General features: G+C 65.6%; 25 protein-coding genes and 1 tRNA gene. 13 read left to right on the forward strand and 13 right to left on the reverse strand.

Annotated features, from left to right (window positions below; translation table 11 throughout):
- Nucleotides 1–108 precede the first annotated feature (108 nt).
- A complete protein-coding gene (locus GRI48_RS06500) occupies nucleotides 109–1635 on the forward strand; it encodes a Do family serine endopeptidase (RefSeq protein ID WP_160673077.1) in 1527 nt (508 codons plus the stop codon).
- 91 nt (nucleotides 1636–1726) lie between these two features.
- Here GRI48_RS06500 and GRI48_RS06505 read toward each other — a convergent pair whose 3' ends face one another.
- From GRI48_RS06505 to metX, 7 genes are all read right to left on the reverse strand, one after another.
- Complete coding sequence (locus GRI48_RS06505; RefSeq protein WP_419956956.1) at nucleotides 1727–3949, reverse strand: transglycosylase domain-containing protein; 2223 nt, start codon at nucleotides 3947–3949, stop codon at nucleotides 1727–1729.
- 111 nt (nucleotides 3950–4060) lie between these two features.
- Nucleotides 4061–4465: a peptide-methionine (R)-S-oxide reductase MsrB gene (gene msrB / locus GRI48_RS06510; RefSeq protein ID WP_160673080.1), complete on the reverse strand. Its 405-nt coding sequence runs from the start codon at nucleotides 4463–4465 to the stop codon at nucleotides 4061–4063.
- A gap of 132 nt (nucleotides 4466–4597) precedes the next feature.
- Nucleotides 4598–5269 carry a glutathione S-transferase family protein gene (locus GRI48_RS06515; protein WP_160673083.1) on the reverse strand — a complete coding sequence of 224 codons (672 nt, stop codon included), beginning with the start codon at nucleotides 5267–5269 and terminating at the stop codon, nucleotides 4598–4600.
- 76 nt (nucleotides 5270–5345) lie between these two features.
- Complete coding sequence (locus GRI48_RS06520) at nucleotides 5346–5822, reverse strand: hypothetical protein (RefSeq protein WP_160673086.1); 477 nt, start codon at nucleotides 5820–5822, stop codon at nucleotides 5346–5348.
- Nucleotides 5823–5907: 85 nt separating this feature from the next.
- Complete coding sequence (locus GRI48_RS06525) at nucleotides 5908–6279, reverse strand: hypothetical protein (RefSeq protein WP_160673089.1); 372 nt, start codon at nucleotides 6277–6279, stop codon at nucleotides 5908–5910.
- Between the two features lie 37 nt (nucleotides 6280–6316).
- Nucleotides 6317–6919, reverse strand: coding sequence for a methionine biosynthesis protein MetW (gene metW / locus GRI48_RS06530; RefSeq protein WP_160673092.1), 603 nt, complete (start codon nucleotides 6917–6919; stop codon nucleotides 6317–6319).
- The gene (metX, locus tag GRI48_RS06535; RefSeq protein ID WP_160675494.1) at nucleotides 6912–8012 is read right to left on the reverse strand and encodes a homoserine O-acetyltransferase MetX; all 1101 of its coding nucleotides are present in this window, start codon (nucleotides 8010–8012) and stop codon (nucleotides 6912–6914) included. Before metX ends, metW begins: the two co-directional genes overlap by 8 nt.
- Nucleotides 8013–8105: 93 nt before the next feature.
- Between metX and GRI48_RS06540 the strand changes: the two genes are divergently transcribed.
- On the forward strand, nucleotides 8106–9203 hold the full coding sequence (locus tag GRI48_RS06540; RefSeq protein ID WP_160673095.1) for a pyridoxal phosphate-dependent aminotransferase: 1098 nt from the start codon (nucleotides 8106–8108) through the stop codon (nucleotides 9201–9203).
- Complete coding sequence (locus GRI48_RS06545; protein WP_160673098.1) at nucleotides 9203–10108, forward strand: prephenate/arogenate dehydrogenase family protein; 906 nt, start codon at nucleotides 9203–9205, stop codon at nucleotides 10106–10108. Before GRI48_RS06540 ends, GRI48_RS06545 begins: the two co-directional genes overlap by 1 nt.
- Before the next feature lie 327 nt (nucleotides 10109–10435).
- Here the strand turns inward: GRI48_RS06545 and GRI48_RS06550 are convergent, their stop codons facing one another.
- From GRI48_RS06550 to ftsE, 5 genes are all read right to left on the reverse strand, one after another.
- Nucleotides 10436–10711, reverse strand: a complete 276-nt coding sequence (locus tag GRI48_RS06550; RefSeq protein WP_160673101.1) for a hypothetical protein — start codon at nucleotides 10709–10711, stop codon at nucleotides 10436–10438.
- A gap of 100 nt (nucleotides 10712–10811) precedes the next feature.
- On the reverse strand, nucleotides 10812–11492 hold the full coding sequence (locus GRI48_RS06555; RefSeq protein ID WP_160673104.1) for a 1-acyl-sn-glycerol-3-phosphate acyltransferase: 681 nt from the start codon (nucleotides 11490–11492) through the stop codon (nucleotides 10812–10814).
- A 9-nt stretch (nucleotides 11493–11501) separates the two neighbouring features.
- A complete protein-coding gene (locus tag GRI48_RS06560; protein WP_337190781.1) occupies nucleotides 11502–12032 on the reverse strand; it encodes a YdcF family protein in 531 nt (176 codons plus the stop codon).
- A complete protein-coding gene (locus GRI48_RS06565) occupies nucleotides 12029–12961 on the reverse strand; it encodes a cell division protein FtsX (RefSeq protein WP_160673110.1) in 933 nt (310 codons plus the stop codon). Before GRI48_RS06565 ends, GRI48_RS06560 begins: the two co-directional genes overlap by 4 nt.
- A complete protein-coding gene (ftsE, locus tag GRI48_RS06570) occupies nucleotides 12958–13692 on the reverse strand; it encodes a cell division ATP-binding protein FtsE (protein WP_160673113.1) in 735 nt (244 codons plus the stop codon). The genes GRI48_RS06565 and ftsE overlap by 4 nt, the downstream gene beginning before the upstream one ends.
- Before the next feature lie 158 nt (nucleotides 13693–13850).
- Here ftsE and GRI48_RS06575 point away from each other — a divergent pair, with 158 nt between their 5' ends.
- Nucleotides 13851–14765: a zinc-ribbon domain-containing protein gene (locus GRI48_RS06575; RefSeq protein WP_160673116.1), complete on the forward strand. Its 915-nt coding sequence runs from the start codon at nucleotides 13851–13853 to the stop codon at nucleotides 14763–14765.
- Nucleotides 14766–14792: 27 nt separating this feature from the next.
- Here GRI48_RS06575 and GRI48_RS06580 read toward each other — a convergent pair whose 3' ends face one another.
- Nucleotides 14793–15044, reverse strand: a complete 252-nt coding sequence (locus GRI48_RS06580; RefSeq protein WP_160673119.1) for a hypothetical protein — start codon at nucleotides 15042–15044, stop codon at nucleotides 14793–14795.
- 230 nt (nucleotides 15045–15274) lie between these two features.
- Here GRI48_RS06580 and GRI48_RS06585 point away from each other — a divergent pair.
- From GRI48_RS06585 to GRI48_RS06625, 9 genes are all read left to right on the forward strand, one after another.
- Nucleotides 15275–15361, forward strand: a tRNA-Leu gene (locus tag GRI48_RS06585).
- Nucleotides 15362–15471: 110 nt separating this feature from the next.
- Nucleotides 15472–16218, forward strand: a complete 747-nt coding sequence (gene otsB / locus GRI48_RS06590; protein WP_160673122.1) for a trehalose-phosphatase — start codon at nucleotides 15472–15474, stop codon at nucleotides 16216–16218.
- Nucleotides 16219–16265: 47 nt separating this feature from the next.
- Nucleotides 16266–18017, forward strand: coding sequence for a glycoside hydrolase family 15 protein (locus GRI48_RS06595; RefSeq protein WP_419956957.1), 1752 nt, complete (start codon nucleotides 16266–16268; stop codon nucleotides 18015–18017).
- A 7-nt stretch (nucleotides 18018–18024) separates the two neighbouring features.
- Nucleotides 18025–19404 (forward strand): alpha,alpha-trehalose-phosphate synthase (UDP-forming), encoded by a 1380-nt coding sequence (locus GRI48_RS06600; protein ID WP_160673128.1) that lies wholly within the window; start codon nucleotides 18025–18027, stop codon nucleotides 19402–19404.
- A gap of 62 nt (nucleotides 19405–19466) precedes the next feature.
- On the forward strand, nucleotides 19467–20729 hold the full coding sequence (locus GRI48_RS06605) for a dicarboxylate/amino acid:cation symporter (protein ID WP_337190782.1): 1263 nt from the start codon (nucleotides 19467–19469) through the stop codon (nucleotides 20727–20729).
- A gap of 25 nt (nucleotides 20730–20754) precedes the next feature.
- Nucleotides 20755–21840: a CaiB/BaiF CoA transferase family protein gene (locus GRI48_RS06610; RefSeq protein ID WP_160673131.1), complete on the forward strand. Its 1086-nt coding sequence runs from the start codon at nucleotides 20755–20757 to the stop codon at nucleotides 21838–21840.
- A gap of 77 nt (nucleotides 21841–21917) precedes the next feature.
- Entirely contained in the window at nucleotides 21918–23852 is a 1935-nt protein-coding gene (locus GRI48_RS06615; protein ID WP_160673134.1) for a DUF3604 domain-containing protein, read from the forward strand.
- Nucleotides 23853–23861: 9 nt separating this feature from the next.
- Nucleotides 23862–24671, forward strand: coding sequence for a peptidyl-prolyl cis-trans isomerase (locus tag GRI48_RS14505; protein WP_160673137.1), 810 nt, complete (start codon nucleotides 23862–23864; stop codon nucleotides 24669–24671).
- Nucleotides 24668–25639: a HupE/UreJ family protein gene (locus GRI48_RS06625; RefSeq protein ID WP_337190783.1), complete on the forward strand. Its 972-nt coding sequence runs from the start codon at nucleotides 24668–24670 to the stop codon at nucleotides 25637–25639. Before GRI48_RS14505 ends, GRI48_RS06625 begins: the two co-directional genes overlap by 4 nt.
- Nucleotides 25640–25659: the final 20 nt, after the last annotated feature.

The raw sequence follows: 25659 nt of genomic DNA on the forward strand, positions 1-25659 counted from the left end.
GACGACGACAGTCGTTGTTCAAAAACCGTTCAGCGCTTGCAGCGTGTAGTCGCCAGCGATCGTGGGACTGCGAAACACACTGAGAGTAATCGGAAGGACCCTACCCCCGTGCGATATGTATATGGATTGACTTCGGCGCTGCTGGTGGGCGGCGCAGCGATTAGCCTCGTGACCGGCCAGCCTGCCGGTGCCCAGGTTGCCCAGAACGACGACAGCCACATGAGCAATGTCGTGCCGCGCGCCGGCGCGCCGTCGAGCTTTGCCGACCTGACCCAGCAACTCCAACCCGCGGTGGTCAACATCTCGACCCGCCAGCGTGTCGAAGTAGCCAACAACAATCCCTTCGCTGGCACTCCGTTCGAGAATTTCTTCAACAACCGCCGTGGCCAGCAGCAACAGCAGCAGCCGCAAACGCGCGAGGCCCAGTCGCTCGGCTCGGGCTTCATCATCTCGGCCGATGGCTACGTGGTGACCAACAACCACGTCGTCAGCCCGACCGGGCGCGGCACGGTCGAGGAAATCACCGTGACCATGCCCGACGGCACGGAATATCCGGCCGAGCTGGTTGGCGCCGATGCCGACAGCGACCTCGCGGTGCTCAAGGTGAGCCGCAGTTCGCCCTTCCCCTTCGTCAAGTTCGGTGACAGCAGCCAGGCCCGCGTCGGCGACTGGGTGATCGCGATCGGCAATCCGTTCGGCCTTGGCGGAACGGTCACGTCCGGAATCGTCTCGGCAGTGCTGCGCAACACCGGCGGCGGCGCATATGATCGCTACATCCAGACAGATGCCAGCATCAACCGCGGCAACTCGGGGGGTCCGCTGTTCGACATGCAGGGCAACGTGATCGGCATCAATAACGCGATCTTCTCTCCGACCGGAGGCAGCGTCGGCATCGGCTTCGCCATTCCGGCCGAAACCGCAGCACCGATCGTCGACCAGCTTCGCCGCGGCGAGCAGATCGAGCGCGGTTACCTCGGCGTGCGGATCCAGCCGGTCACCGACGACCTGGCCGCCGCGCTCGGCCTGCGCCGCAACTCCGGCGAGTTCGTCCAGATGGTCGAGCCCGACGGCGCGGCCGACAAGGCCGGCATCCGTGCCGGGGACGTCGTGGTCGAAGTGAACAACCGCGAAGTCACCGCCGACCAGACGCTGTCCTACCTCATCGCCAATACGCCGCCCGGCTCGCGCATCCCGATCGAGCTGTACCGCGACGGCAAGCGCCGCACGGTGACCGCGACGGTGGCTCGCCGGCCGAGCGCCGACGAGATGCGCCAGGCACAGATGTTCGATCCCGACGCCGAGCCGGAAGAGCCTTCGGGCGAGCCGAGCACGATCATCGAGGAACGGGTTGGCCTGCAAGTCATGCCGCTTACTCCGCAGATCGCTCGCCAGCTGGGTGCGGATACCGATACGCAGGGCCTCGTCATCGGCGCGGTCGATCCGAATTCCGACGCGGCACGCAAGGGCCTGCGGCGCGGCGACATCATCCTGGGCTCCGACTACCGGCCGATCGGCTCGGTCGAGGCGCTCGAGGCTGCGGTGCGCGCTGCCGATCGCGAGAACCGCGAAGCCGTGCTGCTGCAGGTGCAGCGCCGCGGCGGAACGGCGCAATACGTGGCGGTCCGGCTGAACTGATCCGGCCAGCCCGCGATACGAAACAGGCCCGGTCCCGCTAAGCGCGGGGCCGGGCCTGTTTCGTGCCGGTGCACAGACCGGCTGCGCGCGCTTACTGGCTACCGGACTGCGGGATTTCGATGACCCGTGGCCCGCGGTTGCGGGTGGTCGTCGACGAGGGAACCGGCGTCGGCTGGGCCTGCCCGCCAGTAGCGCGTTCGAGAAAGTCGTCGCTCGCGGCCGGTGGCGCGGAGTTGCGGCTCGGCACCAGCACGCCGTTGGGCGAGCGGCGGTCCGGCGCCGGCGGCTGACGGCCGGGTTGGCCTTCGCCTTCGACCGGGAACGGCATCTCTCCGACCCCCGGTTCCTGCGGGCGGCCCGGCTCGATCAGATTGCCCTGCTCATCGATGAAGTAATAGTCGTCCGGCTTGCCGAAGAAGAACTCGTCGTCCGGCTCGAGCTGCCATTCAGGCAATTGCACCTTGGTGTCGAATTCCTCGACCGGGCGATCCTTGACCGCATACCGCATGAATGCGGCGAAGGCCTGGGCAGGCGCACGCCCGCCCTGCAGCCCGCCGACCGGCTTGGCATCGTCGCGGCCCATCCACACGCCCGTCGTGATGCCGGAGGAAAACCCGAGGAACCAGCCGTCCTTGTTCGAATTGGTGGTGCCGGTCTTGCCCGCGACCGGGCGCCCGATCTGGGCCGCTCGACCGGTACCGGTGTTGACGGTGGTCTGAAGCAGGTCGGTGATCCCGGCAACGACGTAGTCGGGGGCGAGCGATGACGAACTGCGCGGGCGATGGCGATACAGCTCCTCGCCATCGGCGCTGGTCACCTTGACGATGCCGTAGGGCTCGACCGACTGGCCTTTCGACGAGATCGAGGCGAAGGCGCGCGTCATGTCGATCACGCGGACTTCGGAGCTGCCGAGCACCATCGAGGGATAGGTGGAAATCGGCGTGGTGATGCCGAAACGTCGCGCCATCGAGGCAACCGTGCCGAAGCCGACCTCGTTGCCGAGCTGGGCGGCAACCGTGTTCTTCGAATAGGCGAAGGCGGTGCGGATATCGATCTCGCCGGAAAATCCGCCAGTCGAGTTGCGCGGGCTCCAGCCGTCGATCGTGACCGGCGTATCGACCACCCGGTCGTCGGGCGTGTAGCCCGCTTCCAAGGCGGCGAGATAGACGAACAGCTTCCACGCCGAGCCGGGCTGGCGCATCGCATTGACCGCGCGGTTGTAATTGGTCTCGACGTAATCGGTCCCGCCGACCAGCGCGAGGATCGCACCGTCCCGGTCGAGGCTGACCAGCGCCCCTTGCGCGCCCTTGGGCACGTTGGCCTTGATCGCAGTTGTCGCGGCGCGCTGCATCCCGACGTCGAGCGTAGTCCAGACCTCGATCGGCTCGAAGGTCTCGGGCAGCAGCATGTCGAGCTGCGGCAGGACGTAGTCGGTGAAGTAGCGGACCGAGTTCTGCGCCTTGTCCTGCTTCAGCTTGACGGCGGACACGTCGACCGCGGCCTCGTTGGGCGAAATGCGGCCCTGTTCCTTCATCAACCGCAGCACCACGCTGGCACGGGCCACGGCCGCGTCGACATCGGCAGTCGGCGAATAGCGCGAGGGAGCCTTCACCAGGCCGGCGATGATAGCGGCCTCGCCGGTCGAAAGCTCGGTCGCCGGGTGGCTGAAGAACTTGCGGCTGGCTGAATCGATGCCGTAGGCACCGCCGCCGAAATAGACCTTGTTGAGATAGAGCTCGAGGATCTGCTCCTTGGAGAACTTCATTTCCAGGGCGAGCGCGAGAATGCCTTCGCGCGCCTTGCGATCGAGCGAGCGGTTGGAGTTGAGGAACAGGTTGCGCGCCAGCTGCTGGGTGATCGTCGAGGTCGCGCCGATCCGCTTGTCGCCGGTGACGCTGACATAGACCGCGCGCATCATGCCGAGCGGATCGACCCCGAGGTGCGAATAGAACCGCCGGTCCTCGACCGAGATCATCGCATCCTTCATCACTTGGGGAATCTCGTTCGAATCGAGCCATTTGCCGTAGCTCGGCCCGAGTTCGACGATCTCGGATCCGTCACGCGCGCGAACCACGATCGTCTGGCCGACCTGGGTCGCCTTGAGCTGGTGGTATCCTGGAAGCGAGCGCATCGCGAAACTGACGGCGAGCGCGAGAAGCACCAGCGCGACGATCGCCAGCCCGGCGCCCCACTTGAACAGTTTCACGAAAAAGCCCGGCCAGCCGCGTGCCCGCTCGTCGCGGCGACGCTCTTTCTCCTCGCGCCGACGCTTGTCCTGCGCGCCGGTACGCGCGCGGCCGCCACGCTTGGTGATTTTTCGACGCCTGTCAGCCAAGAAGTCTCATCCGGTTACGCGAGGACGCCGTGCATAGGGCACTTCTAACCGCGCGTGAACGGGCTGGAAACGGCTATCGACGATTATGCGTCAGTCGGCCTCGGGCGTGAAGTTCAGCGCGGCACTGTTGATGCAGTAGCGCAGGCCGCCCTGATCCCGCGGCCCGTCGGGAAAAACGTGGCCGAGATGCCCGTCGCACTTGGAGCAGACGACCTCGGTACGGATCATTCCGTGCGAGACATCGCGGTGCTCGGTCACGGCCTCGCCCTCTGCGGGCTTCGTAAAGGCCGGCCAGCCGCACCCGCTGTTGTACTTGGCGTCGTTGTCGAACAGCTTCGCACCGCAGCCGGCGCATGTGTATTCGCCCGGGTCGTAGTTCTTGTCGTACTTGCCGGTAAAGGCCCGCTCGGTCCCCGCCTGCCGCAGCACTGCGAACTGCTCGGGCGTCAACTGCTTGCGCCATTCCTCTTCGGTGCGTTCTACTTTTTCGGTCATGCAAACCTCTCTATCTCGCACTGATATCGGTTCGCGACCGTCGAACCGCAAGGCCGAATGGCGGCCTTGCGGAAACGCGATCGACAGAGAGTTCTCGCACGCGGCGGAGCTTGGCGAGAGACGCCGCCGATCTCAGATATCGATTTCGGAATAGTGCTTGGGCGGCTGGATGACTTCCATCCGCTCGGTCAGCAGCGGCCGGAAGCTGGGACGGCTCTTGAACACCGAATACCAGCCGAGCGTCTGTTCGTGGCCCTTCCAGTCGATCCCGCCGAGATAATCCGCAACAGAAATCTGCGCTGCGGCGGCGAGGTCGGCGAGGCTCATCGTCGAGCCGGCCAGCCAGGGACGGTTGTCGATCAGCCAGTCGATGTAGTCGAGGTGGCCATGCGCCATCTTCATCGCTTCGCGCAGCGCCTTGCTATCGGGCGGCTGGCGCAGCACCAGCCGCTTCTTCATGCGTTCGTGGAGAAGCGGCGCGGTAACGTCGAAATAGAAGTTCTCGTCGAACAGCGCGACCAGCCGGCGGATCTCCGCGCGACCGGTCGCCGTGCCGTTGATCATCGGCGATCGCTCGACCGTTTCCTCGAAATACTCGCAGATCGCCTGGCTGTCGCACAGCGTCACGCGCTTGTCCGGATCGTGCAGGACCGGGGTCCGCCCCGCCGGATTGAGGGCGAGGAAATCCTCCGTCCCTTCCCACGGGTTCTCGCGCCACAATTCGAACGGAATGCCCTTCTCGCCCATCAACAGGCGAAGTTTCCGGCTGAACGGGCAAAGCGGAAACTGGTGCAGGCGCCACATGGACGCCATTCATGCAGCAAGGTGCGCTGCGCGGCAACCGGCGCAGGCGCAAACTCCAAGAAATTTCAGCTGAAAATCAGTCGCGGGTCGCCATATCGGCAGGCAAGGCCTTTTTCATCTGCGTCGCCATGTCCTTCAGCGCCGGCATCATCGCTTCCATGCCCTTAGCCATCGAGGCCATCGCGCCCATCATCTGCGGCAACTTGTCTGCAATTTCCCCCGGCACTCGATCCGCCTGCGGGGCGAGCTTGCGCAAAGTGGTATCGTTCGGGATACGGTCTGCACTTTCCACTCCGGCTTCCGCCAGCGCGTCGGCGAGCGGCGCGAGCGGGAGGTCGAGCAGAACTTCACTCAGCACCGAAACGGTCGTCGCAAGCTGCTCCTGCACCACCGGATCGGACAGCTTCTCGACCAGCCTGTCGGTCGCCGGTCCCGTTTCCGCGGTCCCTGCCACGGCGTAGCTCTCGTCCGGATCGACGCTTTCGATCTGCGCCAGCGCAGGCACGGGCACGGCCAGCGCGGCAGCGGCAAAGGCGAGAGAAATCTGGCGCATAGCGAAACCCTTCGATGTTGCGAATCGATGGAGTGGACAATGGCCGGGCGGCGCTGAGCCGATCCTGAACGACGCCGGATGTCGCCTAGCGAATGCCCGATGCCTCGAGCAGCGTCAGGCAGGCCGGCATGACCGCGTCGACTTCGCCTGCGTCGAGCAGGCGCTGGGCCTCGAGCCGGACGAGCTCGGCAGCCGCTTCGCGGTCGACACCGGTTTCGTCCATCAGCTTCGCCATCGTCCGCACGAAATACTCGCGGCCGCGCGGATCGATCGCGGGCCATTGCTGCGCAGAGGCGACGCCGCGCTCCTGGTCATAGGCGACGAGCGCGAAAGCGGCCGAGCAACGCAGGCCGGCCTCCGCCTCGATCGATAGCCGGGCACCCTGCACCGGCTGCGCGGCGGGGGCTTCGGCGGGCTGCTGCGCGATCGCGGCGAGGGCAAGAAGGATTTCGATCATGGGCGGGACCTGTGCCACGGAAGCGATGAACCTGTCACTACCGCGTGACTTCGAACAGCGCGTATTCGGCGCGCCAGTTCGCGCCGGGATTGGCGATCGCCTGCTCGCGGGTGAAGAACCAGCGCCGCTCAATCGCGATGCCGAGATCGCGTGCCAGCTCCTCGAAATCGCGCACGGTGACGTGGTGAATATTCGCTGTTTCGTACCAGCTCACCGGCAGGTGCCGCGTGACCGGCATGCGCCCGCGTACCAGCAGCGCACGGCGCATCCGCCAGTAGGCGAAGTTGGGAAAGCTGACGAATGCGCGCCGCCCGACGCGCAGCAATTCGCCGAGCATGTGATCGGGGCGCGCCGCGGTCTGCAGCGTCTGGCTGAGTATCGCATAGTCGAATGCGCCATCGGGATAGAAGCCGAGGTCGCGGTCGGCATCGCCCTGCACCACCGACAGTCCGCGCGCCACGCAACGCTCGACCAGCTCGCCGTCGATCTCGATCCCGCGCGCATCGACGCGCTTCTCCTCGACCAGCGCCGCCATCAGCGCACCATCGCCGCAGCCGACATCGAGCGCGCGGCTGCCCGGCTCGATCCGCTTGAGGATCACTTCCAAGTCCGGACGAAGCCTCTCCCGCTGCTCAGCCATCGAGAAACCCCTTCATCACCCGGTCGAGCGCCGGAACGTCGAGCAGGAAGCTGTCGTGACCGTAAGGCGCGGAGAGTTCGACGAAGCTGACCGGCGCGCCCGCCGCGTTGAGCGCGTGGACGATGTGGCGGCTCTCGGCCGTCGGGTAGAGCCAGTCGGTATCGAAGCTGATCACGCAGAAGCGCGCCGTCGTTCCCGCAAAAGCCTGCGCCAGCGTGCCGCCATGTTCTTCCGCGAGGTCGAAATAATCCATCGCCCGCGTGATGTAGAGGTAGCTGTTGGCATCGAAGCGCTGGGTAAAGCCGCTGCCCTGGTAACGCAGGTAGCTCTCGACCTGGAAATCGGCATCGAAGCCGAACGTCTTTTCCTCGCGGTCCTGCAACCGCCGCCCGAACTTCTCTGTCAGGCCTTCTTCGGAAAGATAGGTGATGTGCGCCGCCATGCGCGCCACCGCCAGGCCGTTGTCGGGGGTCTTGCCGCTGGCGTAGTAATCGCCGCCGTTCCACGCCGGATCGGCCATGATCGCCTGCCTGCCGACTTCGTGGAAGGCGATGTTCTGCGCCGAGTGGCGGGCCGTCGTCGCGATCGCGAGCACCCTGTCGGCACGTTCGGGGAAATTCGCGGCGAGGCTCAGCGCCTGCATCCCGCCCATCGATCCGCCGATCACGCAATACAACCGCTCGATCCCCATCGCATCGAGCATGGCGACCTGCGCGCGGACCATGTCGCGGATGGTGATGACCGGGAAGTCCATGGCGTAGGGCGTCCCGTCCGGCCCGTTCGATGCAGGCCCCGTCGAGCCCATGCAGCTGCCGATCACGTTCGCACAGATGACGTGATAGCGATCGGTATCGATGATCTTGCCGGGACCGACCGACTGCTCCCACCACCCGGGCTTGCCGGTGATCGGGTGCGGGCTGGCGACATACTGGTCCATCGTCAGGGCATGGCAGACCAGCACCGCGTTCGACTTGTCGGCATTGAGCGCGCCATAAGTTTCGTAGGCGATACGCACGCCGGTAAGCGCCGCCCCGCTGTCGAGCGGAAGTGGATCAGGAAGCACGAGGCTATTCGAAGGGGCTGCACTGGCCATGGCGGCGGGTGATTGGGCGAGGCGGTACTGGCTGTCAATCGGCCTGATTGGCGCTGTCATTGAGACCGTAAAGCCGCTATGCGCGCCGCCGTCATGATCACCCGCCCGACCATCAAGCCCTGGATCGAGCAGATCCACGCCTATGTCCCGGGCGCATCGAAGGGCTCGGACGGGCGCGAACTCGTCAAGCTCTCGGCGAACGAGAACCCGCTCGGCTGCAGCCCGGAGGTGCGCGAAGCGCTTGCCGCCGCGGAAAATCCGGCGCTCTATCCCGACCCGGATGCGACTGCGCTGCGCGAAGCGATCGGCGCGCTCCACAATATCGATCCGGCCCGGATCGTGTGCGGCACCGGCTCGGGCGAATTGCTCCACGGCGCGGTCCAGGCCTTCGCCTCGGCAGGCGACGAGGTATTGTTTCCGCGCTGGTCCTTCTCGCTCTACCCGCTGCTGGCGCAAAAGGTCGCCGCGACACCGGTGCTGGCCGATGCACCCGATCACGCGCCGAGCGTCGACGCGCTGCTCGCCAGGGTCAGCGACCGCACGAAGGTCGTCCTGCTCGACAATCCGAACAATCCCCTGGGCGGCTGGCTGCCCGCAGGCGAAGTGGCGCGGCTGCACGCCGGCCTGCCTGCGGACGTTCTGCTGGTCGTCGACCAGGCCTATGCCGAGTTCGTCGGCGAAGGCGATCCCGACGGGGCCCTGGCACTGGCCGACGCCAACGAGAACGTGCTCGTCACGCGGACCTTTTCCAAGGCCTATGGCATCGCGGGCGAGCGGGTCGGCTGGGCGACCGGAACACCATATCTGATGGCCGCGCTCAACCGGCTCCGCGGCGCGTTCAACGTGACGCAGGCCGGTCAGCGCGCCGCGCTGGCGGCACTCGGCGACCAGGACTTCGTCGCCCATGTACGCGAAGAGAACCGCGCGGCCCGCACCGCCTTCGTCGAGGCGCTCGCAGCGCTCGGCAACCACGGCATCCGCGCCGTGCCGAGCGAGGCCAATTTCGTGCTGGTGCTGTTCGACGGTTCGCTGACGGCCAGGGAGGCGCAGGCCGCGGTGCAGGAAGCCGGCTATGCCGTGCGCTACCTCGCCGGGCAGGAACTCGACAACGCGTTGAGGATCACGATCGGCACCCGCGAGCAGATGGCCGAGGTCGCCGAAGCGATCCGGCGGGCAGCGGAGAGCGCGTGATGGTTTTCGAACGCGTCGCCATCGTCGGCCTCGGCCTTCTGGGCGGATCGCTGGGCCTCGCGCTGGGCGAACATTGCCCGGAAATCGCCACGAGCGGATTCGACGCCGATCCCGATACGCGCGCCCGGGCCGCCGAGCGCAAACTCGTCGGCACGGTTGCAAGCACCCTGGACGAGGCCGTCGCCGATGCCGACCTCGTAGTGCTGTGCGTTCCGGTCGGCGCGATGGGCGCGGTAGCCAGGGAACTTTCCGGCAAGCTGAAACCCGGCGCGGTGGTGAGCGATGTCGGATCGTGCAAAGCCTCGGTCCAGCGCGCACTGTCGCAGGCCCTGCCAGAACAGATCGTCATTCCCGCGCATCCGGTCGCCGGGACCGAGCAGAGCGGGCCGGACGCAGGCTTCGCCGCGCTTTTCCAGCAGCGCTGGTGTATCCTCACCCCTCCCGAGGGCGCGCCCGAGGAGCAGCTGTCCGCGTTGACGCAGCTATGGGAGCGGCTCGGCGCCCATGTCGAGACGATGGACGCGCAGCACCACGACCTCGTTCTCGCGGTGACCAGCCACCTCCCGCATCTGATCGCCTACACCATCGTCGGCACCGCCTCCGATCTCGAGGATGTGACGCAGGGCGAGGTCATCAAGTATTCCGCCGGCGGTTTTCGCGACTTCACGCGCATCGCCGCGTCGGATCCGACGATGTGGCGCGACGTCTTCCTCAACAACAAGGACGCCGTGCTGGAAATGCTTCAGGTCTTCAGCGAGGACCTGACCAGGCTGCAGCGGGCCATCCGCCGCGACGACGGCGAAGCGCTGTTCGATCTGTTTTCCAGGACCCGTGCGATCCGCCGCTCGATCATCGAGCAAGGCCAGGACGACGCGCGCCCCGACTTCGGACGCAAGGACCACTAGCAGCGGATGTCCGCTATTGGGTGGAAAGCCGACGTTAGAGGGAAATGGTCTGCTATTTTTTTTCAGAATTTCTCTTGTGCTCTTTATGCGACGCATAGTCTTTGTAGATCAGATAAGTCGCGACGCAGGAGATGTAACCAAAGAATAACGAAACCCAGGGATCGAACGTTACGACCTTTGGGCTTAAAATAGTTACTCCCAGTAGTATTCCGAATAAAAGCAGGTTTTTAGTTGTCAGTATTGCGTGTTCCTTAACGAGATTGGGCAAGTTAAACGTCCACAATTGGGTAGAAAGCGCACACCGGCTACCCTTTAAAATTGCCTAGGTCAGCTGCCTTTGGCGGCGCCCTTCGCCAGCAATTGTCTAAAGATTAGATAGCCGAGCGCACCAGAAGTCATGATGCTTATGGCAAGGGTTTTGGAAGCAGTCGCCATCACGGCAACATAGCCAACGAGGCTGACTGCTGTAATCAATTTTGCTACCCTTTCAGCCCGATCGCTCGCTAAGAATGCTTTCAGTACAAAGGCACTCACGTATCCGACGGCAATCGTCCCTGGTAAAGAGGCAATTCCGAAGAGGGCGAAAAAATAGATTTCGCTCACTAAGAGAACTTTCGGCGTGTCAATCTCATGTCAGCTTCATGGCATTCGCTATCAATGCCTGCAATTGGGTCGTTATCGGACATTCACTCCGCCACAGCATTCAACCATTGAGCGCATTGATCGCGGCATGGACCCGCGCCTCGACCTCGTCCCTGGGCAGGCCCGGCGGGATCGGCTCGGCGAAACGATAGGTGATCGTTCCCGGTCGCTTGATGCCGGCATGATAGAGAGGGCCGCTGTCGACCGCGACCGGCACCACCGGCAGGCCGATCAGCTTGTAGAGGCCGGCAAAGCCCGCCTGCATCCGCGGCTGCGTCCCATGCGGCACGCGCGTCCCTTCCGGGAAGATCACCAGCGGACGTCCGTCGGCGACGCGGGTCTTCGCTTCGGCAATCATGGTCCGCAGCGCTTTGGCCCCGGCGGTCCGCTCGACCTCGATCAGCCCGTACATCTTGGCGGTCTTGCCCCAGCCGGGTATCGCGAACAATTCCTGCTTTGCAAAAACGGCGGGCAGACGAAACAGCGTCGGCGCGTCGATCGCCTCGAAGAAGCTCTCGTGCTTGACGGCATAGAGCGCCGGTTCTTCCAGCGGGCGGCCTTCGAACACGATTGCGATGTCGAGGATGTTGATTACGCACCAGCGGTGCCAGCGGCTCCAGCCATGGACGGCTTTCCTGAAGCGGGCGCGGTCGAAGGGCAGCCAGAACAAAGACAGCAGCACGTACCAGACGGTGCCGAGATAGAATGCCGGGTAGAAGGCAAGGTTGCGCAGGATCGTCACGGCCGCAACCTACTCGCCCCAGAGGCGTGCCGCCATGCTGGCCAGCAGCTTGTGATATTCGAGGAACAGCGCGCGCAGCGAGGGCTCGGACGGCACCGCGTCGCGCACGATCGAGATCTCGCCCGGCAGCTGGGCCCGCAGCTCGGAAGCTGCGCGCCGCATGTGCCAGTCGGTCGTTACCAGCCGGATGGTCCTGACCTCGCGGTCTTCGGCCCACTGAGCGATCTCGGTGGCATTGCTTCGGGTGTCGACCGCGCCCTGCCCCAGCGTGACGCAGCAACGCATCTGGCGGGCGGGCACGTCGAACTCGCTTGCGAACTCATCGGTCTTCACTTCCGGATCGACGCCGCTAACGAACATTTCCTTGGCCAGCCCCTCGTCGAGGATTTCCAGCCCGCGGGCGATCCGCCCCGGCCCGCCGGTCGGCACCACCACCGCATCGGTGGTGAAATCGCCCGCCGGTGTCGGCAGCACGGCCGCAAACCAGACAAAACCGAGCGCCCAGGCGAGCACGATGGCGGCGGCAATACGGCGGATCACAGCATTTTCTTCAGGGCAGCGAAAACGGTCACGCGGGCCGTGTAGATGGCGATCAACACGCCGACAAACGGAATCAGCGCAAGCAACAGCCAATCGCTCCATACCAGTCCGCCGCCCGATATCATGCCCGACTGCAGGGCCGCGAACCGGCTGCCCAGCGCCAGGATCGCCACCACTCCGAGCGCCAGCCCGACAGCGCCGCCGAGCACGGCATCGAACGCGATCGAGCGCTGGAAGACACGGGCGATCTGGCCGTCCGTCCCGCCGAGCAGATGGACGATCTCGATCGTTTCGCGGTTGGCGCCGAAGGCGTTGCGCGCCGCCAGCCATACGGCCGCCGCGCTCGTCAACGCGAGCAGGGCGACCAACGCCACCGCCATCCACTGCAGCGAACGCAACGCCGAGAACACCGGCGCGAGCCAGCTCGCCTGCGCATCCACCCGTGCCTGCGGGACGCGGGCAGTCACCTGTTCGCGCAATTGGGCGAGGTTCGCCTCGTTGCCGGGCGCGAGCTGGACGTCGATTAGCGCCGGGATGGGCACGGTCGCCGCGGTATCGTCGCCGAGATCGAGCCATGGGTCGAGCAGCTGCTCCAACTCAGCCTGTGGAACCTGCCGGTGGGAAGTGGCGAGCGGAGAGCTGTCCAGCACCGCCAGCACCTCGGCGACCCGCGCCTCGCGCTCGGCAGGATTGGCCTCCAGCACCTGCACCGTGGCCCCGCCGGCCAGTTCCGCGCGCGCACTGTCGGCCAGATTGTCGAGCGCCAGCCCGGCCGCCGCGGCGATCGCGGTGAGAGCAACCATGATCGCGATGACCCAGGGCATCGGCCCGGACAGGCGAGCTTGCGGCACGAGCTGCGCCGCCCGTTCCCCCTTGAACGGGCGCAGGCCACGTTCGACCGCGCGCGCCAGGACCGGTGGCCCCTTCATTCCGCATTCCTGGCTGCCGGGCCGGGCCGTGGCGGATAGCGCAATGCGCCGGTCGGGTCCGACAGCCTTCCGCGATCGAGCCGCATGATCAGCGAATCCTTGACCGCGCGCAGCAGGTGGACGTCGTGGGTTGCGACCACGACGGTCGTGCCGAGGCGGTTGAGCGCTTCGAACAGGCGCAGCAGCTTAAGCGCCATTTCCGGGTCGACGTTGCCGGTCGGCTCGTCCGCCACCAGCAGGTCGGGCCTGCCGATGACCGCGCGGGCGATGGCGACCCGCTGCTTCTCCCCGCCCGAAAGCGTCGCCGGACGCGCATCGGACCGGTGCCCCAGGCCGACCCATTCGAGCATGTCGGTCACCGGCTGGGCAAGGTCGGCTTCGCGCACGCCCGCCACCCGCAGAGGCAGCGCGACATTGTCGTAAGCGGATAGATGCTCGACCATCCGGAAATCCTGGAACACCGTGCCGATGCGGCGCCGAAAGCGCGGCAGGTTGTCGCGCGGCATGGTGATGAGGTCCCTGCCGAACATGCGGATCGCTCCGCGCGAGGGCCGCTGCGCAAGGTATAGCAGCTTGAGGAGCGAGGTCTTGCCGGCCCCGCTTGCGCCGGTGAGGAAATAGAAGCTGCCTGGGAAAAGCGTGAACGACACGTCGCTCAACACTTCGGTGCCCGTACCGTAACGCAGGCCCACATTGTCGAAACCGACGATCTCCTGCGTCGCCTCGCTCATGCGGGTTGCGCCGTGCGCGAGAAGTCGGAAAGTGCCTGGAACATGGTCGAACGGGGCTATAGCCGCGCTTCGATGTGGAAAAAAGCCGACAAGCGGCAGGTGTCTACAGGCGAAGCCTTGTTGCGATTCGCAGCTGTGCTTAAGGCATGGCGCTAACCATGATTATCTCCTGCCCCGCCTGCAATACGCGTTACGTTGTCCCGGACAACGCGATTGGCGTGGAAGGCAGGACCGTTCGCTGCGCCAAGTGCAAGCACAGCTGGTTCCAGGAAGGGGCGAGCGCCGAGGCGGTCTCCGAAGGCGATGCGGTGACCCGGGCGGCCACGCCGCCGCCAGCAGCACCTGTTCCCGCACCCTCGCCGCCCCCCTCTTCGCCCCCATCGTCGACCCCGGCTGCAGAGCCCAAGCCGGAGCCGGTTTCGCAACCGGCAGGCGATTTCGGTCACGACGCCGGAGCGGATGCGAAGTTCGAAACCCGCGAACCCGATCCGGTGGACGGAGACGCCCGGCCGGCCGTCCCGCCGTCCGGCTACGTCGACGAGGTCGAGGACACCGAGCCGACCGTTCCGTCGAGCTACGACGCTCCGGATGAGGACGACTACGACGAGCCCTCGCAGTTCGATTACGAACCGCCGTTCCGTGCCCGGCGCAACCCCATCAAGATATGGACCGCGGCCGCGGTGATCTTTGCGGCGCTCGCATTGGGGACCGGGGTGGCAGCGAGCTATTACGGGCTGCCCGAATGGATTCCCGTCCAGCGACCGGTGTTCGGGGTCGAACAGGAAGACCTGCAGCTCGACTTCCCGGCGGACCAGCAGGACCGTCGCACGCTCGAGAACGGCGCCGAGTATTTCGGGGCCAGCGGCACGGTCACCAACGTCGGCAGCGAGACGCGAGACGTGCCGCCGATCCTGATCGTCCTTCGCGACGAGCGCGACCGGATCGTCTACAGCTGGGAAGTCACGCCCTCCAAGCGCACGCTGGCTCCCGGAGAGAGCGTGCGCATCATCGAGGCCGTGACCGATATCCCGTCGGCAGCGGCGATCGCCGAAATCGGCTGGAAGCCTTCCTGAACTGACGGGGCTGCAGGCTTTCGGGCCTCAGGTAAATTCGACGAGCGTACCGCCCTGCGGCGGCTCGGTAAGGCGGACGGCCTGTGGTCGCTTGCGCCGGATTTCCGCGACATCGGCGAAATGGACGATGGTCGGCGCGAGCACGCGCGCGGTGGCGGTCGCCTGCACGGCGATCGACGTACCGGCCGATGCGGCCGATCGCCCGCCCGCATCCGCCGGCTGCGAGGCCGGGGCAGAAGTCGCCTGGGCGAGGATCAGCGCGATGACGCCGGTAATCATCGGCCCTGTTCACCACTTGGTAACCATGGCTGCAAGCAATTCGTTAACGACGTGCCAGACCGGGACAAATTGCCCGGCACCGGCGCTGGCCGAGCCGATACGAGCGGGAATTTCGAGCTGGCAGGATCCATCGGCGCATGTCGCGCCAAAACGCTTGCGGACCTCTTGGCCTGTTGCTAGGGGCGCGCACCTACCGGCGAGGGGCCAGCCTTGGTCCATCGGTACGATGTGCGGTCGTGGCGGAACTGGTAGACGCGCAACGTTGAGGTCGTTGTGGCCGAAAGGCCGTGGAAGTTCGAGTCTTCTCGACCGCACCAGTAATGCCTTGGGGCCCGGCCCCGAGCGTTTCCCCGACAACAGAAAACCTGCTCCAGGCTGGAGCAGCCTTGTGGTGGACTTCGCCCGGCCGCCCGCTAAGCAGCGAGCCATGGGATCGCCCGAACCATTACCACCGCCACCGGCGCTCGCCGAGATCGCGCGCGAAGCCCCCGTGGCGCTGTTCCTCGATTTCGACGGAACGCTGGTCGACATTGCCGACAGGCCCGAACTGATCGATGTTCCCGGCCATCTTGCCCGCAACCTGCTGCGGCTGGCCGATGCGCTGGCCGGCCGTCTCGCCGTCATCAGCGGGCGCTCGATCGCCGACCTGCAGCGATATCTGGGCGACGTGCCGCTCGCATTCGGCGGATCGCACGGGCTCGAGGCGCGGCTTGCCGACGGAACGTCCGCCGCGCACAGCACGACCGGGATCGACGCGAGCCTTGTTTCCGAACTGGAGAGCTTCGTCGCACGGCACGATGGCCTGCAGCTGGAGACCAAGAGCCTGGGCGCAGCGGTCCATTATCGCGCCGTGCCGCAATTGCAGGACGCGGTGCTCGAGCGGCTCACGGCCCTGTCGCGCCAACACGCCCTCGCCATCAAGCAGGGCAAGTGCGTGGTCGAACTGCTGCCCCCCGGCGCGTCAAAGGCAGCGGCAGTGGGCGCATTGATGGAACGCGAGCCTTTCGGCACGGGGATGCCGGTGTTCATCGGCGACGACGTGACCGACGAGGACGGTTTCCTTGAAGCAACCGCGCGGGGCGGCTTCGGAATCGCGGTCGGCGAGCGGGTTTCGAAAAATGCGCGCTACCGCCTTGCATCGCCCGACGCAGTCCGCGAATGGTGCAAGCTGTGAGCACCCACGACAGCAGCCTGGAGCTATGGCCCATCGGCAATTGCCAGATGAGCGCCCTCGTCGACGAACGCGCTGGCATCGTCTGGGGGTGCATCCCCCGCGTCGATGGCGATCCGGTGTTCTGTTCCCTGCTCAACGGCGAAAAGCAGGACGAGGGCGTGTGGCGCTTCGAGCTCGAAGGCCAGGTGTCCTCGAGCCAGGAGTATATCCGCAACACGCCGAACCTCGTCACGAGGCTGACGGCGGAAGACGGCAGCGCCGTCGAGATCCTCGATTTCTGCCCGCGCTACGAGCGCTCGGGGAGGATGTATCGCCCCGTCGCCGTGGTCCGCATCGTGCGCCCGATTGCCGGCAGTCCGCGTATTCGCGTGCGGCTCAAGCCGATGCGCGATTACGGTGCCGAGGTGGCAGGCCGGACCAACGGCACCAATCACATCCGTTATCTGGTCGGGCGCCAGGCACTGCGCCTGTCTACCGATGCGCCGGTCGGCTACATCCTGGAAGAACGCACGTTCCGGATCGAGGACGACACGCATTTCTTCCTCGGGCCGGACGAGCCCTTCGTCGGCAATCTGCGCGAGGAGGTGCGCCGGATGGAGCAGCTGACCCGCAAGTACTGGCAGCATTGGGTCCGTGGCCTTGCCACTCCGCTCGAATGGCAGGACGAGGTCATCCGCTGCGCGATCACGCTCAAGCTTTGCCAGCATGAGGAAACTGGCGCGATCGTCGCCGCGCTGACGACCTCGATCCCCGAGGCACCCGGCAGCGAACGCAACTGGGATTACCGTTACTGCTGGATCCGCGATTCCTATTATACGGTCCAGGCGCTGAACCGGCTGGGCGCACTCGACGTGCTCGAGAAATACCTCGGTTACCTGCGCAACATCATCGACCAGGCCAAGGGCGGACATATCCAGCCGCTCTATTCGGTGATGGGCGTCGCCGAACTGGAAGAAGGCTTCGCGGAAAATCTCGCCGGGTATCGCGGGATGGGGCCGGTGCGCGTCGGCAACGAGGCCTACAAGCAGATCCAGCACGATTGCTACGGCCAGATCGTGCTGCCTACCGTGCAGGGGTTTTTCGACAAGCGGCTGCTGCGGCTCGCCGATGAAACCGATTTCGCCAGCCTCGAAGAAGTCGGCGAGATGGCGTGGAACATGTACGACCAGCCCGATGCGGGATTGTGGGAATTCCGCACCCGGCAGGAAGTGCACACCTATTCCGCCGTGATGAGCTGGGCCGCCTGCGACCGGCTCGCCAATGTCGCTGGCTTTCTCGGCAAGACCGATCGCCAGCAGCTCTGGCAGGGGCGCGCGGATACCATCAAGCAGCGGGTGCTCGCCGATGCCTGGACCGGGAACGGCGGCGACGGGGGCCATTTCACCGCCAGTTTCGAGAGCGATTACCTCGACGCGAGCCTGCTCCAGCTCATCGAACTGCGCTTCATCGACCCGCAGGATCCCAAGTTCGTCTCAACCTTCGAACAGCTGGAAAAGGCGCTGCGGCGGGGCGAACACATGCTGCGCTACGCGGCGGAGGACGATTTCGGCAAGCCGGAAACCGCTTTCAACATCTGCACCTTCTGGCTGATCGAGGCGCTCGCGCTGTCGGATCGCAAGGATGAGGCGCGCCACCTGTTCCAGGCGATGCTGCGCCACCGCACCAAATCCGGGCTGTTGAGCGAGGACCTCGATTTCGAATCCGGCGAACTGTGGGGTAACTTCCCCCAGACCTACTCGCTGGTCGGGATAATCAATTGCGCAGGCCTGTTGTCGAAAAGCTGGAACACCGTCCGTTGACCCCTTCATGAGCCGCCTTGTCGTCATCTCCAATCGCGTCGCCGTTCCCAAGGCGCGCGGAGCGGCGGGTGCGCAGGGCGGTCTGGCAGGGGCGCTGCTCGCCGCGCTCAAGCGGCACACGGGGCTGTGGGTCGGCTGGTCGGGAGAGGAACATGACGATCCCGCGCTCGAACCCGATGTCCAGACCGCCGACGGCGTCACCACCGCGACGATCGATCTCGCGCCTACGGACGTCGAGGAATACTATAACGGCTACGCCAATTCGACGCTCTGGCCGCTGTTCCATTATCGTATCGACCTGACCGAATACCGGCGCGAAACCGGCAAGGGCTACGAACGGGTCAACGAGATCTTCGCCGCCGCTGCCGCGCCCCTGATCGAGCCCGACGACATCGTCTGGGTCCACGATTATCACTTCATCCCGCTGGGCGAGCGGCTGCGCCGGCACGGTGTTGCCAACAAGCTCGGCTTCTTCCTGCACATTCCGTGGCCGCCGACCCGGCTGCTGGTCTCGCTGCCCTATCACGAGCGGCTGGTCCGCACGCTGCTTGAATACGACCTGATCGGCTTCCAGTGCGACGAGTGGCTGGAAAGCTTCCTGCACTACTGCCGCAAGGAACTGGGGGCAGAGGTCGACGAGGCCAGCGGAAAGATCACGCTGGGCGAGCGTACGGTTACCGCCCGCGCCTATCCGATCGGGATCGACTACGAACATTTCATGGCCCAGGGCGAGACCGGCGAGGCGCGCAATGCCCAGCAGCGCATGATCGCCAGCACCCGCCGCCGTACCGCGATGATCGGCGTCGACCGGCTGGACTATTCCAAGGGCCTGCCCGAGCGGCTCGACGGCCTCGCGCGATTCTTCGAACGCTATCCCGAGCGGGCACGCGAGCTGGTCTTCATCCAGATCGCCCCGCCCAGTCGCGAGGACATCAGTTCCTACCAGCAGATTCGCGAGGAACTTGAACGCAAGACCGGCCACATCAACGGCGCCTATTCGCAGATCGACATGGTCCCCATCCGTTACGTCAACCAGGGCCATTCGATGGCGGAACTGTTCGGCATCTACCGCGCGGCCAAGATCGGGCTGGTCACGCCCCTGCGCGACGGGATGAACCTGGTGGCCAAGGAATATGTCGCCGCGCAGGACCCGGAGGATCCGGGCGTGCTGATACTGTCGCGCTTCGCCGGTGCGGCCCAGCAATTGCAGGACGCGGTACTGGTCAACCCGCACAGTCCCGACGACATCACCCACGCGATCCGCACCGCGCTCGACATGCCGCTGGACGAGCGCAAGGCGCGCTGGGAAAAACTCAACGCGGGCGTCCGGGACGAGAATATCGCGCAATGGACGAACGATTTCGTCGGTGACCTGACAATCGCCTGAAATCACAGGTCATCTGCCGTTCGCGGCACTGCCCACTTGCGCTTGGCCAGCGGCTGTGGTGCATGAGCGCCAAGAGGGAGATACGCATGCTTCGGTTCTGGTTCGGTACGGCCCTGTGGAAGCGCGTGCTCGTCGCAATGGTGCTGGGGGTCGCGGTCGGCCTGTTCGTCGGCGAGGGTATCGTCGCGATCAAGTGGATGGGCGACCTGTTCATCCGCGCGATCAAGATGCTGGTCGTGCCGCTGATCTTCTTCAGCCTCGTCAACGGCGTCGTCTCGATCGGCGATATCAACAAGCTCGGCCGGGTCGGCGGACGCGCGATGACCATGTTCATCAGCACCTCGATCATCGCGGTGACGACCGGGATCACGCTGGGGCTGGTGTTCACACCGGGTCTCGGCCTCGATTTCACCATGCCTGCCGGGACCGATGTCCCTGCTCCGCCGGACCAGACACTGGTCGAGATGATGATCTCGATGGTGCCGGACAATCCCATCGCCGCGATGGCGGAAGGGCAGATCCTGCAACTCATCATCTTCGCCCTGCTGTTCGGCATCGCGTTGCTGGTCAGCGGCGAGGAAGGAAAGCCGCTCGTCCGCGGCGTCGAGGCAGGTGCTTCGGTCATGCTCAAGCTCACCATGATCGTCATGGAACTCACTCCATTCGGCGTATTCGCGCTGATGGCCTGGGTCGCCGGGACGTTCGGGTGGGAGGCCTTGCTGCCGCTCGCGAAGATCGTGGCGCTCAATTACGCCGGCTGTTTCGTGATGATCCTGCTGGTCTATCCGGCGCTGGTCCGCTTCGTCGCCAAGCTCAACATCGTCGATTTCTACCGCGGCATCTTCGATGCGCAGGCGGTCGCCTTCTCGACCGCTTCGTCGAACGCAACGATCCCCGTGACGCTACGCTGCACGCAGGACAATCTGGGCGTCTCCAAGAGCGTGTCGAGCTTCGTCGTCTCGCTCGGCGCGACCATCAACATGGACGGGACCGCGATGTATCTCGGCCTCGTCGCGATCTTCGGCGCGCAGCTGTTCGGCATCGATCTCAACTTCTTCAGCTATCTGATGATCGCGCTGACCGCGACGCTCGGCTCGATCGGCGTCGCGGGGGTACCGGGCGCCGGGCTGGTCATGCTCGGCCTCGTGCTGAGTTCCGTCGGCGTACCACTCGAAACCATCGCGTTCGTGGCCGGGATCAACCACATCATGGACATGATGCGGACCGCGACCAACGTCACCGGCGACAGCGCGATCACCGTCACCACGGCGAAACTGTCGAACGAGATCGACATCGCCGAATACGAGTCGGACATCGACGTCTGACCAGATCACTTCCGGGAGAGAATACATGTCCGAAACCGCTTCGAACGGTCCGCTGACCGGCCTCAAGGTCGTCGAATTCCAGGGCATCGGCCCGGGCCCGCACGTCGCGATGATGCTCGCCGATATGGGCGCCGAAGTCGTCCGGATCGAGCGCGAGGGCCACCAGCCGATGAACACCGTGGTCGAGCGCGCGCGACATCGGGCGGCGGTCGACCTGAAGTCTGCTGACGGGCAGGCGTTCGTCAGGAAAGCGCTCGCCCACGCGGACGTGCTGATCGAAGGCTTCCGCCCCGGGGTGATGGAGCGCCTGGGCCTCGGCCCGGACGAGACGCTCGCCGCCAATCCGCGCCTTGTCTACGCCCGCATGACCGGCTGGGGGCAGGACGGCCCGCTGGCGCAGGCTGCCGGACACGACCTCAACTATATCGCGATCACCGGCGCGCTCGACGCGATCGGCACGAAGGGCGAACTGCCGATCCCGCCGCAGAACCTCGTCGGCGACTTCGGCGGTGGTTCGATGTATTGCGCGATGGGCATTCTGGCGGCGCTGTTCGAACGGCAGACATCGGGCAAGGGACAGGTCGTGGATGCCGCGATCGTCGATGGCGTGACCAGCCTGATGAGCTTCTTCTACGGCCAGCCGCCTAGTGCCCTGCGCTCGACCGTGCGCGGCACCGGCCTGCTCGGCGGGGCGGCGCATTTCTACCGGTGCTACGAATGTGCCGACGGCAAGGAGATCAGCGTCGGCGCGATCGAACCGCAATTCTACGCCGAGCTGCTGCAGCGCGCCGATGCGCCCGAGGAATTGCGCCAGGGCCAGATGGATACCGGCAACTGGGACGATTACACGGACAAGCTCGCGGCGATGTTCAAGACCAGGACCCAGGCCGAATGGTGCGAACTGCTCGAAGGGACGGACGCCTGTTTCGCGCCGGTCGTGCCGCTCGATGCGGCAAAGGATCATCCGCACATGAAGGCGCGCAACGCCTATGTCGAACACGACGGCCGGATGCACACCGCTCCCGCGCCGCGTTTCGACCGGACGCCGAATACCATTCGATCGAGCACGCAGGACGGCGAGCAGGTCGTCGAAAGCTGGTCGCGCGGATAGCCTTCCTGACACCGACCGCTTGACGGACGGGGCCGGTCGGTCGCAGATTGCCTTCCAGGGGACAGGGAGGGCAATCGATGCGCGCATTTCAACGGTCGGTGTTGCTGGCTGCAGCCGTTCTGACGCTGGCTGCCTGCGGGACAGGCAGCGATGTCGACGAGGCCGCGCGCGGCAATGGCGAGAACACCATCGCGCTCTCGGAGTTTCCCGATCGGCCCTATTGGGGCGACACGCATCTTCACACCGACAACTCGATCGACGCGTTCGGCTTCGGCGTACGACTGGGGCCGGAAGCCGCGCTGCAGTTCGCCAGCGGGCAGGAAGTGACCTCGAGCACCGGGGTTAAGGCAAAGCTCGACCGGCCGCTCGATTTCCTGGTCATCTCTGACCATTCCGACGGGCTCGGCACGACCCGCCGGCTTTACGATGCGCCGCGCATCGCGGTGCTGGCGATGGGCGACGACACGGTGCTGCGCTGGTACGACATGATGCACGAAAGCCCCGAGCAATCGCAGCGGGCCATCGGCGAGCTGATCGCGGCGGCGGCGAACGACGACCTGCCGCCAGCGCTGCTTTCGAGCCCCGAAGAGCAGGCCGAGAACACCCGCAGCATCTGGACCGCCCATCTCGATATGCTCGACCGCTACAACAAGCCGGGCCGTTTCACCGCGCTTGCCGGGTTCGAATACACGCTCATGCCGGACGGGAACAATCTGCACCGCGTCGTGATGTTCCGCGACGGAAAGAATGCGACCGGGCAGGTCCTCCCCTATCCCGGACTCAATACCAAGGTCGAAGGGCTGTGGGACTACATGGACAGCTACGAGCAGGCGACCGGCGGGCAGGCACTTGCCATCCCGCACAATTCGAACCTGTCCAACGGGCTCATGTTCCAGCTGACGATGCCCGACGGCGGCGCGATGACTGCCGAGTATGCGCGGCGCCGGGCGGCGCGCGAGCCGGTGGTCGAGATCACGCAGATCAAGGGCGACAGCGAAACCCACCCGTTCCTTTCGCCGAATGACGAGTTCGCCGAATTCGGCGTCAAGGGCTGGGAACTGGGCAACCTGCCCCTAACCCGCAGGACGACCAACGACATGCTGGCGGGCAATTACGTTCGCGAGGCGCTCAAGCGCGGCATCTCGCTGGAAGAGAAACTCGGCGTCAATCCGTACATGTTCGGCGTCGTGGGATCGACCGACAGCCACACCGCGCTCGCCACGGCGGACGAGGACAACTTCTTCGGCAAGCACACCGGCAACGAACCGGCGGTCAGGGACCGGGCGCTGCATGGTCAGAACCTGGGCACCAATGTCGGCCGCTTCGGCTGGCATTACCTCGCAGGTGGCTATGCCGCCGCCTGGGCGCGCGGCAACACCCGGGCAGAAATCTTCGACGCGTTCAAGCGGCGCGAGGTCTATGCAACGACGGGACCGCGCATCGTGCTGCGGGTTTTCGCCGGTTACGATTTCACCGACAAGGACTGGGACGGCGACTGGGTCCGTTCCGGTTATACCCGCGGGGTTCCGATGGGCGGCGTGCTGGCCGACGATGGCCGTGCGCCGACTTTCCTGATCTCGGCGCTGAAGGACCCGGAAGGCGCCAATCTCGACCGGGTGCAGGTCGTCAAGGGCTGGGTCGATGCGAAAGGACAGCTGCAGGAACGCGTCTACGATGTCGCCTGGTCGGACCGAAAGGGCCGCCGCGCCGTCGACGGCAAGCTGGCCCCGGTCGGCGACACCGTCGATCGCAGGACCGCGACCTACGAGAACAGCATCGGCGCAGCGACGCTGAAAACGGCATGGACCGATCCCGACTACACCGTCGCTCAGAAAGCGTTCTACTACGTTCGCGTGCTCGAAATCCCGACCCCGCGCTGGACCCTGTTCGATGCCGTGCGCTTCGGCATCAAGCTGCCGCCCGAAGCGATGGCGGACGCGGTCGCGCAGGAACGCGCCTACAGCTCGCCGATCTGGGTCAAGCGCGTCGGCAGCGCAGCGGACGAAGCCTGAGCCCGCACCGTGCACCGACCGTCCTGGACGCGCGAGCCGCTGGTCCATTTCCTTTTCGGCGGGGCTCTCCTGTTCGCTTTCTTCGCCTGGCGGGGAGAGGAAGCCGATCCCGCCAGCCGGACCATCGCGGTTGGGCGCGCGGAGCAGGCGGCACTCGCTCAGCGCTTCGAAGCGACCATGCGTCGACCGCCGACCGATGCCGAACTCGACACGCTCGTCGATCAATATGTCCGCGAGGAAGTGCTGTATCGCGAAGCCCTCCGGCTCGGGCTCGACCGCGATGACGCAGTGGTCCGCCGCAGGCTGGCGCAGAAGATGGACGAGATAGCCGGTGCGCGCGCCGAGACCGCCCCGCTCGACGATGCCGTGCTGCGAAAATGGCTCGCAACGCATCCCGAACGGTTCGCCAGCGATACCGCCTTCACCTTCGACCAGCTGTGGTTCGAAAACCGTGACGATGCCGACACGGCGCTCGCCAAATTGCGCGCCGGCGCGGACTGGGAAAAGCTCGGACAGACGATCGACCTGCCGCGTACGGTAGAGGCGCGGCCCGCCCGCGATGTCGCCAGTCGGTACGGAACCGAATTCCTCGCCGCGCTGCGCTCCGGCAAAGCCGATGGACGATGGTCGGGCCCGATCCGCTCGGGCTTCGGCTGGCACCTGGTCAGGCTGGAAGAGGCGGCAATCGGCGCGGTCCCTTCCTTCGAGGATCTCCGTGCGGACGTCGAGAACGACTGGCGATCCTCGACCATCTCGCAGCGGCGCGAGGATGCCTATCGCGTCCTGCGCGACGGATACACGGTCACGGTGGCCGAGTGAGAGTGCTTCTCGCGCTGCTCGTCTTGCTCGCGCTCGCACAGCCCGCCGCTGCGGACGAATTGCGCCCCTCCTCGATCGAGTTGAGCGAACAGGCACAAGGGCGCTGGCACCTCGGCTGGAAACGCAATCTCGGCCAACCATCCACCGGGCAGCCGGAGACGCCCGCCTACCCGCGGAACTGCCGACCGGTCGGCGAACCGGTCGAGCGGCGCGTTGCCGCGCTGAGCGTGGTCGGCAATCTCGAACTGCGGTGCAGCGGTTCGCTTGCGGGACAGCGGATCGGCTGGCCGGGCCTGGTCGGCGAGGATGCGCTCGTGCGGATCGTGCCGCTCGACGGCGGCGCGCAGACCCATCTGCTCACGCCGACCGCGCCGATGGCCGCGATCACCGGCGAGCCCGGCCGCTGGCAGGTCGCGCGCAGCTATTTCGAACTCGGCGTGATCCACATCCTCGAAGGGTGGGATCACCTGCTGTTCGTCATCGCACTGGTGCTGCTGGTCGTGCGCGGATGGCAGGTAGTCAAGGCGGCAACCGCTTTCACCCTGGCCCACTCGCTGACGCTGACGGCAGTCACCTTCGGCTTCTTCGGTCTGCCGGCACGCCCGGTCGAAGCCGCGATCGCCCTCTCGATCGTGTTCCTCGCGGTCGAACTCGCCAGGGGTGACCGCACCAGCCTGACCCGCCGCTGGCCCTGGGCGGTTGCCTTCGCTTTCGGCCTCCTCCACGGCTTCGGTTTTGCCGGGGCGCTGCGCGACATCGGCCTGCCGCAGGGGGAGGTTCCGGCTGCGCTGGTCGCCTTCAATCTCGGGGTGGAAGCTGGCCAGGTGCTGGTCATCCTGGCGGTCATCGTCCTGCGGCTGACAACGCGCCGCCTGGTGCCCTGGGTCGAGGCACCGGCGCTTCGCACGGCGACCTATGCGATCGGCATCATCGCCAGCTTCTGGCTCATCGAGCGGCTGATCGCCTGATGATCGCGTCGATTTTCGGC

Source organism: Qipengyuania oceanensis, assembly GCF_009827535.1.
Classification (GTDB): Bacteria; Pseudomonadota; Alphaproteobacteria; order Sphingomonadales; family Sphingomonadaceae; genus Qipengyuania_C; species Qipengyuania_C oceanensis.